11 protein-coding genes, 1 tRNA gene and 2 pseudogenes are annotated in these 16,738 nt (G+C 44.6%); 6 read left to right on the forward strand and 8 right to left on the reverse strand.

What is annotated here, in order from left to right; genetic code table 11:
• The 3 genes from BJP37_RS13520 to BJP37_RS39145 all read left to right on the forward strand — a co-directional run.
• On the forward strand, positions 1-2,278 hold a 2,278-nt coding region (locus tag BJP37_RS13520), incomplete at its 5' end, for a tetratricopeptide repeat protein (RefSeq protein ID WP_198954035.1).
• A gap of 280 nt (positions 2,279-2,558) precedes the next feature.
• On the forward strand, positions 2,559-2,759 hold the full coding sequence (locus tag BJP37_RS13525) for a hypothetical protein (RefSeq protein ID WP_075899470.1): 201 nt from the start codon (positions 2,559-2,561) through the stop codon (positions 2,757-2,759).
• Positions 2,760-2,877: 118 nt separating this feature from the next.
• On the forward strand, positions 2,878-3,033 hold the full coding sequence (locus tag BJP37_RS39145; RefSeq protein WP_158069569.1) for a hypothetical protein: 156 nt from the start codon (positions 2,878-2,880) through the stop codon (positions 3,031-3,033).
• Here BJP37_RS39145 and BJP37_RS13530 read toward each other — a convergent pair.
• Together BJP37_RS13530 and BJP37_RS36465 are read right to left on the reverse strand one after the other, a co-directional pair.
• A complete protein-coding gene (locus tag BJP37_RS13530; RefSeq protein ID WP_075899472.1) occupies positions 3,002-4,654 on the reverse strand; it encodes an ABC1 kinase family protein in 1,653 nt (550 codons plus the stop codon). The two genes, BJP37_RS39145 and BJP37_RS13530, sit on opposite strands and share 32 nt — an antisense overlap.
• A gap of 33 nt (positions 4,655-4,687) precedes the next feature.
• Complete coding sequence (locus tag BJP37_RS36465; protein WP_143727601.1) at positions 4,688-4,870, reverse strand: hypothetical protein; 183 nt, start codon at positions 4,868-4,870, stop codon at positions 4,688-4,690.
• A gap of 45 nt (positions 4,871-4,915) precedes the next feature.
• Here BJP37_RS36465 and BJP37_RS13535 point away from each other — a divergent pair.
• Together BJP37_RS13535 and ltrA are read left to right on the forward strand one after the other, a co-directional pair.
• A tRNA-Phe gene (locus BJP37_RS13535) sits at positions 4,916-4,988 on the forward strand.
• Positions 4,989-5,631: 643 nt separating this feature from the next.
• Positions 5,632-7,368 (forward strand): annotated as a pseudogene (gene ltrA, locus BJP37_RS45320) (group II intron reverse transcriptase/maturase).
• Positions 7,369-7,448: 80 nt separating this feature from the next.
• Here ltrA and BJP37_RS13545 read toward each other — a convergent pair.
• From BJP37_RS13545 to BJP37_RS13565, 5 genes and pseudogenes are all read right to left on the reverse strand, one after another.
• Positions 7,449-7,961 (reverse strand): hypothetical protein, encoded by a 513-nt coding sequence (locus BJP37_RS13545; protein ID WP_075899474.1) that lies wholly within the window; start codon positions 7,959-7,961, stop codon positions 7,449-7,451.
• Between the two features lie 58 nt (positions 7,962-8,019).
• Positions 8,020-8,344 (reverse strand): annotated as a pseudogene (locus BJP37_RS13550) (DUF433 domain-containing protein).
• 247 nt (positions 8,345-8,591) lie between these two features.
• Positions 8,592-11,201, reverse strand: a complete 2,610-nt coding sequence (gene acnB / locus BJP37_RS13555; protein ID WP_075899476.1) for a bifunctional aconitate hydratase 2/2-methylisocitrate dehydratase — start codon at positions 11,199-11,201, stop codon at positions 8,592-8,594.
• A gap of 169 nt (positions 11,202-11,370) precedes the next feature.
• Complete coding sequence (gene pirA, locus BJP37_RS13560; protein WP_075899478.1) at positions 11,371-11,793, reverse strand: arginine synthesis PII-interacting regulator PirA; 423 nt, start codon at positions 11,791-11,793, stop codon at positions 11,371-11,373.
• Positions 11,794-12,062: 269 nt separating this feature from the next.
• A complete protein-coding gene (locus BJP37_RS13565; RefSeq protein ID WP_070392931.1) occupies positions 12,063-12,245 on the reverse strand; it encodes a DUF4278 domain-containing protein in 183 nt (60 codons plus the stop codon).
• 749 nt (positions 12,246-12,994) lie between these two features.
• Here BJP37_RS13565 and BJP37_RS13570 point away from each other — a divergent pair.
• On the forward strand, positions 12,995-15,565 hold the full coding sequence (locus BJP37_RS13570) for a HEAT repeat domain-containing protein (RefSeq protein WP_075899480.1): 2,571 nt from the start codon (positions 12,995-12,997) through the stop codon (positions 15,563-15,565).
• A 215-nt stretch (positions 15,566-15,780) separates the two neighbouring features.
• On the opposite strand, the gene BJP37_RS41020 is transcribed toward BJP37_RS13570, so the two are convergent.
• Positions 15,781-16,738: hypothetical protein (locus BJP37_RS41020; RefSeq protein WP_198954036.1), on the reverse strand; the 958-nt coding region annotated here is incomplete at its 5' end.

Below are 16,738 nucleotides of genomic sequence, written 5' to 3' on the forward strand. Positions count from 1 at the left end.
TAACTCAATTTCCCCCCAAAGTTGGGGGGCTAGGGGGGCGAAACTTGCTGTAACAACTCCTCTGCCACCAATTCAACCGAAAGCAGCAGTTAATCCTGATAGTCATCCTGATAGTAAAGAAGAAGACGCAAAAAAAAAAGTTGATGATGGACTAGGTTTAATAGACATTCCCCAAAATCTGCCCCACACCCATGTTTCCAAATTCGTTGGACGCGAACCGGAACTGGAAACTCTACACCAGCGCCTACAGCAGCGAGAACGGGTGGTAATTTCTGCTATTTCTGGCATGGGTGGTATCGGTAAAACTGAATTAGCCCTGCAATATGTCATCAACTATTACCGGAAACATTATCTCGCTGGGGTTTGCTGGCTGCAGGCGCGGGATGTGGATTTAGGGACTCAAATTGTAGAGTTTGCCCAGCTCGAAATGAACTTGGAAGTGCCTCAAGAAAAAGCAGGAAAACCTCTCTCTGTCGAACAAAAGGCTCAATGGTGCTGGGACAATTGGCAGCCATCGGATAATTTGGTGCTGGTGATTTTGGATGATGTTACTGAATTTGATAAAATTAAACCCTATCTGCCTCCAAATCAGCCCCGTTTTAAGATTATTATTACTACCAGGAAGCAGTCGTTAGCAGAGTCTTTTGATCTGTTAGCCCTGGAAGTACTTTCGGAAAAGGCGGCCTTAGAGTTATTGGAATCCCTAATCGGAAAAGAAAGACTAAACCGGCAGTGGTCGGAAGCCAAAAAACTATGCAAATGGTTGGGATATCTGCCCCTAGGTTTGGAATTGGTAGGGCGATATTTAAAAAAGAAAAAGGATTTATCCCTGGCAGATATGCAGCAGCGGTTGGAAAAAAAGCATTTGGAACAGCGATCGCTAAAAGAACCAGCTGCTACTATGACTGCACAAAGGGGAGTAGCAGCAGCCTTTGAGTTGAGTTGGCTTGAACTGGATGAACAAGCCCAGCAGTTGGGTTGTCTGCTGAGTTTGTTTGCTTTGGCTCCCATTCCCTGGAATTTGGTGGAAAATTGTTTGCCTGACCAAGACTCAGAGGATTTAGAAGATATTAGAGATTACAGTCTGTTGGAACTGAATTTACTTGGGCGCACGGGTCAGGGAATCTACCAGCTGCACGAGTTGATTCGAGAGTTCCTACGGGACAAAATGGAACTGTGTGATCGAGCTGATCAACTCAAGCAGGGATTTACTCACGCAATGGTGGCTGTGGCAGATAAAATTCCCAAAGCAACGACACAAAAGGATATTGCTACAGCTAGTCCCGCCATCCCTCACCTGACAGAAGCTGCGACAGTACTCTTAGACTGGCTCAAGGATGAAGATTTATACCAACCTTTCCAGGGTCTGGGTTGGTTTTACGAAGGTCAAGGGACTTATGAGCAGGCATTACCCTGGTTAGAGCAAGGCTTAGAGCTTACCCGTAATCGTTTAGGCAGTGAACACCCAGCTGTCGCCACTTCCCTCCACAATCTGGCATCTGTCTACGAGAATCAGGGACGGTACTGTGAGGCCGAACCTCTCTATGTTGAAGCCTTGGAGATGAGGAAAAAACTTTTAGGTACTCAACACCCCTCTGTCGCCATCTCCCTCAACAATCTGGCATTAGTCTACAATTATCAGGGGCGGTACTGTAAGGCCGAACCTCTTTTTGTCCAAGCCTTGGAGATCAGGAACAAACTATACGGTCAAGAACACCCACGTCTCGCTATCTCCCTCAACAATCTGGCATTAGTCTACCGTTATCAGGGACGGTACTGCGAGGCCGAACCTCTTTGTGTTCAAGCCTTGGAGATGAGGAGAAAATTATACGGTCAAGAACACCCAGATGTCGCTATCTCCGTTCACAATCTGGCATTACTCTACATGTATCAGGAAAGGTACTGTGAGGCTGAACCTTTATATGTCCAAGCCTTGGAGATGTTCAAAAAACTATACGGTCAAGAACACCCAAATGTCGCTATGTCCGTTCACAATCTGGCAGTACTCTACAGGGATCAGGAAAGGTACTGTGAGGCAGAACCTCTTTTTGTCCAAGCCTTGGAGATTACAAAAAAACTATATGGTAAAGAACACCCACATATCGCACAATCTCTCAACCGTCTGGCAGAACTCTACTCTAATCAGGGACGTTACTCGGAGGCAGAACCTCTTTTTGTCCAAGCCTTGGAGATTTTTGAACGAAAGTTAGGGTCAACTCATTCCAGGACTGTCGCTTGCCGCGAGAATCTTCAAAGATTGCGGGATGAGCTGACCTAGGAAGGCAGAAGGAAAGGGAAAGGCAAGAGGCAAGAGGCAAGAGGCAAAAGTTAATCAACTATATAGCAATTAAAGTAGGGTGGGCAAAGTAATCTAATCTATAAATACTCACGCATAACCAAACTGTGTCTTGATGCAGTCGCTCATGGGGGAAACCCCCTTTGGCCGACTGCATCGCTTTTTGCCCACCCTACAAGCTAAAAACTATAGGCTATAACAAGTTAATTTTTATGCTAGACTATAGAGGTTTAATCACCAGTATTGCATTCAGTTTTTTCTGATGACAAAAGTAGAACAGATTCAAGCTGAAATTGAGGCTCTCTCTAAGGAAGATTTCGTGCGCTTGAGAGAGTGGTTTGCTGAAAAAGACTGGTTACTATGGGATAAACAGCTTGAAGCTGATATTGCCGATGGTAAGTTAGACTTCTTACTTGAGGAAGCAATGATAGCTAAATCCGAAGGAAAATTACAGGATTTGTAAGGGGTGAATTTCAGTGATGTTAATCACTGGTTCAGATCCCCCTAAATCCCCCTTAATAAGGGGGACTTTTTAATCTAATTCCCCCCTTTTTTAAGGTTTAGCAGTCGAAGCAAAGCTGTTGAATCTAATTCCCCCCTTTTTTAAGGTTAGGGGGGATCAAAGTTCGATCCCGATTCCCGATTCCCGATTCCCGATTCCCGATTCCCGATTCCCGATTCCCTACTCCCTACTCCCTGATCAAATTACCGTAACCGTCCCGAACGCAAGATACTAACAATCAGCCACAAGCCTAAAAAACTAGCAGCAGCAAACAGGATATTAGTAACCACAGACATCTGGGGAGTTTGGCTTCCTGAGGCCACAATTGCTGCACCCACAATCAGGGAACCGACTACAATACTGAAGGAGAGTCGATTAGCGGAATCATCGATACTGTAACGTAGTTTGTCTAGCTCTTGGACAGTAATATTCCACTTCAGGGTTTCGGAACTGACCCGGTTTAAAAATAATTCGATTTGAGAAGGCGATCGCAATGACAGGCTTTTGATATCCAAAATCGTTCTCAGAAGGGTTTGTAACGGATCATCTCCCAGGAGTTGACGCCGAAACACTTCCGTAATCAGGGGTTTGATTTGGTCGAGCAGGTTAATTTCAGGATAAAACCCACGGGTAACCCCTTCCAAGTTAGCTAGGGTTTTGGCATATAAACCCATATTACCGGGTAAGCGGATTTTATTATTTCGCGAGACTTGCAGTATCTCATAAAACACTTCACTAAAGTTGATTTTGGAGAGGCTTCGGTTGTAATACTTCCGCAGCATGCGGTCATAGTCATTTTCCAGGCCAGATAAATTGACCGACTCACCGGCTTCAGATAGTTGTAGGGTTAACTGAGCACATCGCTTGCCATCTAAATCTACAATTGCTAAGAGCATCTCCGTCAAAATCTGTTGGCTGCGGGGGTCTAAGCGTCCAATCATGCCACAGTCTAATAAAGCGACACGACCATCCCTCAGATAAAATATGTTTCCGGGATGGGGGTCAGCATGGAAGAAGCCATCGATGTAAACCTGCTGGAAAAAAGCCCGAAATAACAGAGTGGTAATTTCCCGTCGCTGGGTCTGGGTATCTTTGCCCTCTTGAGTTTGTGATAATTGCGCCGATAGCAGAGGTGCCCCTTCCAGCCACTCAATGGTAAGTAGCTTTTGGCTGGTCAAATCCCAGTAAATCTTTGGTATGACTAATTGCTGGGAATCGAACCAGCGGCTATTGGATAGATTACTGCGGAGTTTATCGGTATAGTTAGCTTCTTGAGTAAAATCCAGTTCTGCTTCTAGGGCAGTAACAAATTCATCGGCTATGGCAACGATATCGTAAGTCTTATCAAATTCCGTCAGAGACACTAACTCTGCTAAGCCTCTAATGATAGCAATATCTTGGGCAACGATCTGGTCAATCCCAGGACGTTGAACTTTCAGGGCCACGTCTTGACCATTTTTGAGGGTAGCCCGATGGACTTGACCAATGGAACCAGCAGCAATGGCTTGGGGATTGATGGTAGTAAAGGTTTCTGAGATTGGCTTGGCTAGTTCTTGCTGTAGCAGGCTTTCGATTTGACTCCAGGCTACTGGTGGTACATTGGCTTGCAAGTCAGTCAGGACTTCCACATAGGCTCCTGGTAATAGGTCGGGACGGGTAGACAGAAGTTGTCCTAACTTAACGTACACCGGACCTAAATTGATTAAAATGTTGCGAAGGACAGCAGGAGGGGGGAGTTGAGGTTCGTCATTATTTTTGTTGCCCGTTAGGAGTCCTCGCATGTAATCCCAACCGTTTCGGAAGACAACTTCTAGGATTTCTCGCTGGCGGGTACTGGTTTGAGTTAGGGAAAACATTGGCTGAGGGTGGTTGAGTGATTTGGTTATATACTAGACTTCGCGGCAAAGTGGGGAATAGGGAATAGGGAATCGGGAGTCGGGAATCGGGAGTCGGGAATCGGGAATCGGGAATCGGGAATCGGGAATCGGCAACAAGAATTGATGCCACAGCGTCGAAGCCTGTGCCACAAGGGCTGGATCGCACAAAAAAAAATTTTCTGATTTACTTGCCAATCCAGATTAGCTTTGTTAGACTTAATAAGGCGTCAAAAAAAGCAAGCCGGGATAGCTCAGCTGGTAGAGCAGAGGACTGAAAATCCTCGTGTCGGCGGTTCAAGTCCGCCTCCTGGCATCTTCTTTAAATTGGGTGAGTTGCAAATTCTTGGGTTTTAGGGAATCGGGAATCGGGAATCGGGGTGCGTTTCGTTGGCTAGAAACTCTGCTGCATAAACATCAGAGGAAGATTAGCCACTAGGGTAAAACCTAGATAACTTAATATCCATGATGGTGAAAAACCATCCCTCGTGAAATCCGAGTGACAGCCCTACCCTGATTCAATGGAACTAACAAACCTTTGGATTAATGCAAGGGTCGAACAGCGAAGCATCCTAAACCTGACAAGATGTTAGTAGCAGGCAAGGAACTCATGGGTACGCAAGGAAGGTACGTTACAATCATCGTCACGACTTGAGTAGCGAAAGAAGGTTGATACGCTACAGACAAAATGTCACGAAGTCAAAGGAGTATAAGGTTCCCGATTCTTATACTGATTTCCCTAAGCACTTCCGGTGAATAGTACCACCCTAAAAGTTCAAAGAATGGATATTAGGAACGAAATAACCTCCAAAGGCACTCTTAAGAAGGTCGATTCTTAAGTAGGTAGTTAGCCGCAAGTTCTCTGGAGGCGAGATTGAGTCACAAGCAAAAGCTTAGGGTAATGCCTAAGATACGCAGACGGACTCACGTTACATGGAAAGATATGGTCGCAAGTAGTAATGAAAAAGTCTAAAGCTCGGGGATTCATCCCACAGTCGGAATGGAATAAGGTCAATTGGCGAAAGCTAGAAATGACTGTATTTAAGTTACAAAAACGAATATATCAAGCCTCTAAACGTGGTAATGTCCCCGTGGTAAGAAAACTTCAGAAGACTCTGATGAAATCCTGGTCAGCAAAGATGCTAGCGGTGAGAAAGGTAACCCAAGAAAATAAAGGAAAAAGAACTGCCGGAATAGATGGGCGCAAAGCTTTAACCAATAAGCAGCGACTAAACTTAGTAGATACCCTTAAAATTCACAGGAAACCAAAACCCACCAGAAGAGTTTGGATAGATAAACCCGGTCGTAACGAGAAACGTCCTCTAGGTATACCAACTATCTATGACAGGGCACTACAAGCTCTTACCAAACAGGCACGCTTAACCTGAATGGGAAGCAAAATTTGAACCGAATTCATACGGATTCAGACCAGGACGGTCATGTCATGATGCCATAGAAGCCATCTTCAACTGTATAGGCAAAAAACCAAAATGGGTCTTAGATGCGGATATAGCCAAATGTTTCGACAAGATTAACCACGAAGCATTGCTGAAAAAAACTGAATACTTATCCAACACTAAGAAAACTAATAAAATCCTGGCTTAAAGCCGGAGTGATGGATAAAGGAACATTCTCACCTACAAATGAGGGGACTCCCCAAGGAGGAATCATATCCCCCTTGCTGGCGAACATAGCCCTCCACGGAATGGAAGAGTGTATTAAAGAATACGCCAATAATATGAAGGGGACTAAAGAGAAAAATCGTAAAGCTCTTAGCCTCATCAGATATGCGGACGATTTCGTAATAATACACAAAGACCAGAAAGTGGTAGAAGAATGCCTTGAAGTAATTGGCAAATGGCTGAATGAAATGGAATTGGAATTGAAGCCTAGTAAAACGAAAATAACCCACACATATGAAGGTTTTAACTTCCTGGGTTTTCAGGTAAAACAACATAAAGTAGGGAAAAACCAGTCCAAACAAGGCTTCAAAACCATAATCAAACCATCCAACGAAAAAGTGACAGAGCATTACGAAAAACTAGCCAGAATCGTTGAAACACATAAAGCCGCACCACAAGCTAGCCTAATCAACAAATTAAAATCCCAAATTAAAGGATGGTGCAACTACTATAGCTCTGTGTGCAGCAAAGAAACATATAGCGACCTGGTAGACATGCTATGGAACAAACTCAGAAGATGGGGAAACCGAAGACATCCAAAGAAATCCCATGAATGGGTTAAGAACAAGTACTGGGGAACAATCAATGGAGATAACTGGGTATTCAAAGACAAAGAGGTAATCCTACCCAAACATGCCAAAACACCAATAGTTAGGCATATCAAAGTCAAAGAAACCAGAAGTCCATATGATGGCGACCTAATATATTGGGGGAACAGAATGGGCAAACACCCTGAAATGTCTTGTACAAGAGGAAGGCTCTTTACGAGACAAAAAGGAATCTGCCCACAATGTAAACTCAAGTTCAAACCCAATGACCAATTAGAAGTGCATCACATCATACCACGCACAAAAGGCGGTAGTAACAAACCAGATAACCTGGAACTACTACACCTACACTGCCACGATAGGAAACATAGCCACAAGCTATGAAGGTACCAATGAAAATGGTTCATGTAATGAGGAGCCGTATGATGCGAAAGTATCACGTACGGTTTTGAAGACGAGTCAGTGAGGTGACTCACTGGCTTAGTTTAATAATCGGGAATCGGGGAAAAATCCTGTGTGGCTGATTGCTGATAGCTTAAATACAGTTCAATCCCACCAATAGCAAACAACAACTGCATCGCGATCACGTTGAATACCGTCTCCCCATAATGCCCCTTCATATCGATATCTCAATCGGCGTTTGAGTCGGTAACTATACTCTTCGTTTGTGCCATCAGTTACCTCTACCGAGTCAGCTCGCCATTTTTTACCCAGATCTATTAGTTGGGAAACTTTGGTATCTTGATTTTCTGCAAGTATGTATAGGGTATCTGCTGGATAGGCCACAAAATGAATAATGCTGCTATCTGGCATTGGACGATAGTTTGCCATTGCCAGCAGGGTATCTAGCAAACCACCAAAACTTAAGCCATTTTCATCTGGGGCGAAGACTGGTTTGGTAAACAGAAAGCTTGCCCATAAATCTCTGTGCTTAGAAAGGTCAGTAATAACTTCTGGGCCATCAAACTCATTGAATCGGCGCTGCCAAACTAAAGCAGCAAATAGTTCTTGGGGAGAATAGGATTCAGCAATGGATTGGATTTTAGTTAAGTCAAGCATTGTTATTATGAGGGGTTTTCCCTCGCCTAACTTCTTATGCGTAAAAACGTGCCATCTACTAGGCTACCTCATTGCGCTCAATCGCTATTTCGATTTCATCGGGGTGAGCTTTTGCGTATACCCAAGCATTAGCTAAATCAGCAGCTGTAATTGTGGGATAACTTGTTAAAATCACCATCACTGTATCCAAGACGACGAGCTTCTACAAGTAACCAGACGGGAATACGAGTATTGGCAATACAAGCTTCTTCCCCACAAACTCTAGGGTTTTTCTCAATTCCTTGCCAATTGTTTGTGAGACTTTGAGCGAGTAACTGAATCACATGAAGTTTTTCACCAGGGCTAAGGGCAAGAAGTTGTTGCTCTAAGTGTTGAAGTATCACAGAAGTCAATCCTTTGCTATAAATCTGTCTTAGTATAATATCATGTTAAGAGAATCAATTATCAAAAAATATACCTTACTTTTGGTAGGTAATCTTCCTCCTTATCCCCTGTTACCTGTTCCCTGTTACCTGTTCCCTTTTATCTACTAATTCTAAGTGTTCAACCAACCTTGATATAAGTGACATAAATAATCGGGTGAACCAAACAGCTCACCCGAAAACTCAGCTAAACTAAACTCAAAGTAATCTACTTAAGGGTTCCCGCTGGGATACCCAAAATATCTTCAATCTTCGGCATTTCTTCGATAGGAATCACTCGTCCTTCGTCTTCAAATCCAGCGATTTGATCAAAGTTCAAATACTGATACAAATCACTAGCAAAGGGATTAATTTTCTCGGCTACAATTGACTGATACTCTTCAGGGCTGGGAATCCGACCTAATAAGGCACAAGCTGCTGCTAATTCAGCAGAACCCAAGTAGACTTGGGCACCTTTACCCATACGATTATTAAAATTACGAGTAGAGGTGGAGAATACGGTGGCTTGATCAGCAACCCGAGCTTGATTACCCATGCACAGGGAACATCCAGGCATTTCAGTCCGGGCACCAGCTATGCCAAAGATACCGTAAACTCCCTCTTCTTTTAGTTGTTTCTCATCCATCCGGGTAGGGGGACAAATCCACAACCGAGTGCTAACAGGGGGTTCCCCTTCTAGGACTTTGGCAGCGGCACGGTAGTGTCCAATATTGGTCATGCAAGACCCAATGAAGACTTCATCAATGCGATCGCTTGCGACTTCAGACAACAATTTCACATTATCTGGGTCATTGGGAGCCGCTACAATCGGCTCAGTGATTTCATTCAAGTCAATCTCGATAATTTCAGCATACTCTGCATCTGGATCTGCTTCCATCAGTACCGGATTTGCCAACCATTCTTCCATCTTGGCCACTCGACGCATGATCGTACGGGCATCGTTATAGCCTCGTGCCACCATATTTTTCAGTAGCACTGTATTGGAACGCAAATACTCAGATACTGTTTCTACTCCTAGCTTAATGGTACAGCCAGCACAAGACCGTTCTGCACTAGCGTCAGTAAGTTCAAAGGCTTGCTCAACTTTCAAATCGGGCAATCCTTCTATTTCCATAATCCGTCCGGAGAAGACATTTTTCTTATTCTTCTTCTCTACGGTTAGCAATCCTTTTTGAATAGCTACATAGGGAATAGCATTAACAATATCCCGCAAGGTTACCCCTGGTTGCAATTCACCCTTGAAACGCACTAACACAGATTCCGGCATATCTAAGGGCATGACTCCCAAAGCGGCACCAAAGGCGACTAATCCGGAACCGGCAGGGAAGGAAATGCCTAAGGGGAAACGGGTGTGAGAGTCTCCACCAGTGCCTACGGTATCAGGTAATAACATCCGGTTCAACCAAGAGTGGATAATGCCATCCCCAGGACGCAAGGCTACACCAGCACGAGAGGCAAAGAAGTCGGGCAATTTTTTATGGACTTTGACATCAACGGGCTTGGGATAAGCAGCAGTATGGCAGAAGCTTTGCATGACTAAGTCCGCACTGAAACCAAGACAAGCCAGTTCTTTCAATTCATCCCTAGTCATGGGTCCTGTGGTATCCTGGGAACCAACTGTAGTCATGATCGGTTCGCAAGAGGTACCTGGACGAACACCGGTTAAGCCACAGGATTTACCGACCATTTTCTGGGCTAAGGTGAAGCCTTTGCCTGTATCCTCTGGCATGGTTGGACGGGTAAACAGGGGACTCGGTTCTAATCCCAAAGCTTCCCGGGTTTTATCCGTAAGCGATCGCCCAATCAGTAACGGAATCCGTCCACCAGCACGGACTTCATCAAGGATGGTATCGGGTTTGAGGGTAAAGGTGGAAATGACTTCCCCAGCTTGGTTAGTGATTTCACCCTTGTAGGGATGGATGGTAATCACATCCCCAGTTTCCATTGTTGAAACATCGCACTCAATGGGTAATGCACCAGAATCTTCAGCCGTATTGAAGAAGATTGGGGCAATTTTGCTACCTAAGATATATCCCCCAGCCCGTTTATTGGGAACATAGGGGATATCTTCACCAATATGCCAAAGTAAGGAATTAATTGCCGATTTCCGGGATGAACCAGTACCAACAACATCCCCAACATAAGCCACAGGATACCCGTTTTGTTTTAATTTAGCAATAGTATCTAAAGCCGACGGTATCCGAGATTCCAACATGGCCAAGGCATGTAACGGAATATCTGGGCGAGTGGTGGCGTGAGTGGCCGGGGATAAGTCATCGGTATTGGTTTCTCCGGGTACCTTAAATACAGTCACAGTAACTGCTTCCGGTAGTTTGGGACGCCCGATGAACCAAGCAGCATTGGCCCAAGCATCGATGACTTGCTTGGCGTAAGGATTGATATCGGAAATTTCTAGAACATCATTGAAGGCATCAAAGACAAGTAATGTCTTACTTAGGGCAGTAGCGGCTTCTGCTGCTAGGGTGGTGTGATTAGACTGGAGTAACTCAACTAGGGATTGGACATTGTAGCCTCCGACCATAGTACCCAATAGGTCTACAGCACCCTGGGGGGAAATTAGGGGACTAGTGAGTTCTGCTTTTGCGATCGCAGTTAAAAACCCGGCTTTGACATAAGCTGCTTCATCCACTCCAGGGGGAATGCGATCGCGTAACATAGCCATTAATGCTTCTTCTTCCCCAGCTGGTGGATTTTGCAGCAGTTCACAAAGTTGGGATGTTTGCTCAGCACTTAGGGGTAGGGGAGGAATTCCTTTAGCTCCCCGTTCAGCTAGGTGTTCACGATAAGAGTTCAGCATCATAGATTTACCTGTGCGCGGGCTTCATGTAAGACAATTGTTACAAAATATTGCCCTACCAGAGTGTGGCAAGTCATCAAAGCATCAAAAATCAAAGCATCAAAAAAGCGATCGCTATGGATCGCCGTGTCTGATGTTAGAGAGTTGTGAGAGTATCTGGGTTAACTCACTAGATAGGCTGCATCTGCTTTGACTCATCTTCTAGAAGCCTGACCAAATTCTGATCACCGTTAGCTTTAGCTACCTCTAGACGATGTTCCAAAGTTTGGCGCATCGTAGCCAGATGAACTTTTCTGCTCTCATTCAAGACTTTTTGCAGCCGGTGGCGAGCAATCGATGTCTTTGCCGCTACAGTAGAAATCGATTTAGCCATTGGTTGAGAATCAGCGACAGTATTAGTTACAGTTGCATTACCAGTGCAGTAAGAAACACCACGCCATTTCAGATGATTTACCGGTGGCGGTTCAGGCATGTGTCTGGGATAGTGAACTCTCCAATTCTGAGCCCGATAAGTGCCACCAATTTCACCCTCTCTCACTTCTAGTAGAGAGGGTTCAGCGTCGTAACTTACACCACGATACCTAAGTTTCATATCTATTACCCCTCCGATTGACTAATAATAATATCAGACTACTTTTTTCAATAGTCTTGAGTGCTTTGAATAATGTTGAGTACTGAAATATTGAGTAATGAAATCTTGAGTACTAGAATGCTGAGTACCGAAATGCTGAGTATTAAAATGTTTAGTACTGAAATGTTTAGTATTGAGTAATATGTGATCAATGTTTACTCAGCCCTGAGGTCTTGACGCACCCAGCACCCAGCACTTTTTGACTCAAACAAAACTAGTTATACAAAGAGCTACCCTCTTTTATAGCTAACACCACGATAGGTCATGTTAGCCGATGATTTACGCCAAGGATTATGCTTAATCCGGTGAACTTTCCAGCTATGACCCCGGTAAGTTCCACCAATTTCCCCTTCAGATACTTCTAGGGTAGATGGTTCACTTTGATAACTAACACCTCGGTAAGAAAGTTTCATTGCTCGAATACCTCCGATTGGATTGCTTAATGAGATTGCTTAATGGAATTGCTTAATAAGTTGCTTGGCCAAGAATTGCTTAATAAGTTGCTTGGCCAGGTGAGGAATTCTGTCTAAGGGTTAGGCAAGCCTGCCCTAGGCATTACTTTCTTGGATTCTCTACGGCTGATCTACTTCAGGACATCTGAGTTGAGAGCCACTGAGCCGACAGAGACCTCAATGTTTATTCAATTCCAATTTTTATTTCTGTATCTATTTTGACACTTTTTTCCAAAAAAGTCAAATGTTAAGAAAAAAAAACCAAATTAGATCCTATCCAGTGATTCAGGTTATAGGCTAAGGAGGTTCTGACCAAGTTTGCTAGCTCCTCGGAAAGCACGGAAGCCCTCAACTACGCTTCTTGTCCCTAATACTCAAGAATTAATACTTAAGTATTAATTCTTGAGTATTAATGCCTAAAACTTAATATTTCTAAAACTTAATATTCCTAAAACTTAATATTTAAAACAGTAAGCTATCAGCGCTGCCTCCCCAAGACCGCGCTGCATCGCTCCTAAACTCCGAAACGTGAGTCTAGTTTACTTCTGACTTCTGACTTCTGACTTCTGACGCTAAGCGTAGCGCTATATCAGGGAGTGGGGAATCTTCAAGAGTACCCCCAAGGGTACTTTTATAGCCCTTGAGAGACATAAAACTGGATTTTTGAAGAGATTCTTGTATCTATACTAACGAAACCTTGGAGAACTTCTATGATTAGGTGCATAAAACAACCCACTTCCTCAGTGCTCAAGGTGTTTTTACTGGGCTGCTCATTGCTACTGCTGCCCTGTAGTCCTGCCTTAGCTCAAGGGTGTACTCAAGCAGAGATTAAGACTAATATCGCCAGATTCAACGATATAAACAATACAATCGCTAAACAAGCTATATTCCAATGTGGTCAAAAATCTGTCTATTTACTGATTCAAGCCCTGAAGACGGATAAATCTGCTGCAGTTCGGGAGGGAGCTGCTGTTGCTTTGTGGAGTATGGGAGAGGAAGCGGATGAAGCTGTCCCTTGGTTAATTAAAGCCCTAAGGAACGATGACTCGGCGGCAGTTCGGGCCAAAGCCGCTTCTGCTCTGGGATTGATGGGAGAAGCATCTTATCAGGCTATCCCTGACTTGATTGATGCACTTAAGGATGAATCTGCTGCAGTTCGTGCCAATGGTGCTTATGCCCTAGGGAACTTGGGAAATAAAACCCATGAGGCTGTACCTCAGCTCATTGAAGTCCTGAGGAAAGATAAATCTGCTGAGGTTCGTGCTAATGCTGCTTATGCCCTAGGGAATAAAAGAGAGGCAGCCAAGTCAGCTGTACCTTACCTGATTGAAGCCCTAAAGGATGAAACATCCTTATCGGTTCGCAGGACTAGCGTCAATGCCCTAGAGCAGATTGCCGAGAAAACCAAAGATGTTGCTTCCCAGCTCATTGAGCAACTCAGGAACGATAAATCTATTCTGATCCGGATTTACGCTACCGAGATACTAGGGGAAATTGGAGAGCCAACTAAGGATGCTCTGCCTCTATTAATTGAGTTGCTTAAGGATAACTCAGTCTATGTTCGCTATTATGCCGCCTCTGCTCTAGGAAAGATGGGAACGCAAGGGACTCAGGCTGTTCCTCACTTAATAATCCTGTTGAAAGATGAATCTATCGATGTTCGCTATTCCGCCGCCTCTGCCCTTGTCGAAATTGCTTCTAAGCTTGGAAAACAAAAGAAGCAGCTCACCAAAGTGCAATTGCAAACATCCATACTGGAATTTGAAACAGTTATCAAACGCCTAGAGCAAGACACCGATAAAATTTTCCACGATAGATGGATAGAAACCGTTCGTGGTGGTCTTTATCATCTCCAGGAAGAACAGGAATCTCGTAGTTATCAGAAAATTTTTGGGCGAGGGGTGATTATCTGGCTAACTCATATGCTATTTTGGTTCGGACTGATACTGGTTTATCCCAAATCCCCCCAAGTCCAAGCTATCTTCTTTTGGAATCCCTGGGTGCGGAAGTTTTTTGGACTGGGGTATGTGGGTATAGCCCTAACTTGGATTCCCTTTCTACGCTCGAAGTTATTTGCCCCCTTCCAGGAATCCTTGCTGTCAGATGCAGATTTAGAAAACTTTGATGAGCAAGCTTACTTTCCTAACTTGGAAGTCCAGTGCAAAGGCAAAAATATCATCCAACCCATTCAAGAAGCAATACCAGATTTGGAATTACCCATTGTCCTGGAAGGGGAATCAGGATTAGGGAAATCCATGTTTCTACGCCACTTAGTGAAATCATCTAAGCGGATCATCGTCTATTTACCTGCTGAGAAATGCGCTAATGGTGTGATCGAAGCAATTCAAGCAAAACTTCATGGATTCGCCCAAGACTCTGGTTTCTTGCGAGACCTGATTTACAGTGATGCCATTGATATCTGTATTGATGGACTCAATGAAGTCACTCCAGACACACGAGCGATGATTACCACTTTTGTGGAAAGTTACTTCAAGGGCAATATTATCATCGGGACCCAATCTATGGAGTGCCAGACTCCTTCCTCCGCTACGACCTATGTACTGCAACCATTAAAACCTAAGCAGATTAAGGAATTTTTACTATCCCGCTATAAGATTATGCCCCCAGATGCTCCCATCTCGGGTATGAAGTACAAACAAGCCTGCGAAAAGTATATTGACACCGTTTTAGATGAGTACCAATCAGAAGAAGAACGGAAAGCTGTGCGTCGGATGCTGTCTAACCCGATGGACCTGACCATAGTGGCTCAGATGATAGCCTATGGGCAGAAACCAGACTTGCTGAATTTGCAGCAACAGCAGTATCAATATATGGCTCAGGAGTATGAACAACTCTATCTGAGGAAATTTCCCCTAGAGGCATTTGCTGAAGCAGTTTACCAGATGCGCTTGCAAGACCAGGTAGCTATACCAGCTGACAAATGGTTTGAAGAACTGATTTGCATGGAACGCCACAAAATGGTAATTTGTCGTATATTTGTTGACCATGCAGGCAATGATCGAAAAGAATGGTACTTCCGCCACGACAAAATCCAGGACTTTTTCATCGTGCAGACGTTCCTAGGTGAGGGAAAAGATTTGCCAAACAAGCATATCAGTGACCCTAGGTTTCGCGGTGTGTACTTCCTCTTGGCAACTCTACTGCCGTGGAATGCTGCTTGGCACTTGCGGGAAACCTTAATTCAATACGCAGCGAATACTAAAGACCATACAGTTAGTGATACTTTTGTTCAACTGTTGTTGTCCCGACAAGCAGCATGAAGGGTTAAGTTTGAAGGTTGAAGGTTGAAGGTTGAAGGTTGTTCGCGTAGCGTGGCCGAAAGGCCAAGGTTGAGGGTTGAGGGTTGAGGGTTGTTGGTCAGAATGCAGAATGTAGAATGCAGAATGTAGAATGTATAATTCTAAATTCGCGCATTCTAAATTCGCGCATTCTAATTTATTAATTCTAAATTCGCGCATTCTAAGAAGGTTAAAGGTTAAGGGTTCTGATAAAAGCCCATGACTCTCTGGACATAGTCAGCAGTTGCGCCACTGTTGCAGCCAGAGGGTTGTCCTGTCATCCACCAACAGGCGGTACGGCGAACAGCAATCATTTCATTGTTGCCACTATCTCTCAATTCAATATCTAGTTCCCGTCTGATGATACAAGCCACAACACTGCGTGCTGTGGTTGGGTTGGCTTCAAATTGTGCAGGTGTCATGGCCTGTCCTGCACATTGGGATGTCCAGCTCGGGATTATGGCCGGTAAAATTTGCCACTGGCTGTACATGCCATCATTGGGGCGATTCGGTGGTGCCGAAAGCCGCAGTGCTTCTACAAGAGCATTGAGTTGCGGATCAAGAGTGTTGACTTGCGGATCCTCTACTGGTGCGAATACTGGTGTGGACCTATGTTGCTGCTGATAAAAGCCGAGTACTCTCTCGACATAGTCAGCAGTTGCGCCACTGTTGCAACCAGAGGGTTTTCCTGTCATCCACCAACAGGCGGTACGGCGAACAGCAATCATTTCATTGTTGCCACTATCTCTCAATTCAATATCTAGTTCCCGTCTGATGATACAAGCCACAACACTGCGTGCTGTGGTTGGGTTGGCTTCAAATTGTGCAGGTGTCATGGCCTGTCCTGCACATTGGGATGTCCAGCTCGGGATTATGGCCGGTAAAATTTGCCACTGGCTGTACATGCCATCATTGGGGCGATTCGGTGGTGCCGAAAGCCGCAGTGCTTCTACAAGAGCATTGAGTTGCGGATCAAGAGTGTTGACTTGCGGATCCTCTACTGGTGCGAATACTGGTGTGGACCTATGTTGCTGCTGATAAAAGCCGAGTACTCTCTCGACATAGTCAGCAGTTGCGCCACTGTTGCAACCAGAGGGTTTTCCTGTCATCCACCAACAGGCGGTACGGCGAACAGCAATCATTTCATTGTTGCCA

Source organism: Moorena bouillonii PNG, assembly GCF_001942495.1.
GTDB classification, from domain to species: Bacteria; Cyanobacteriota; Cyanobacteriia; order Cyanobacteriales; family Coleofasciculaceae; genus Moorena; species Moorena bouillonii.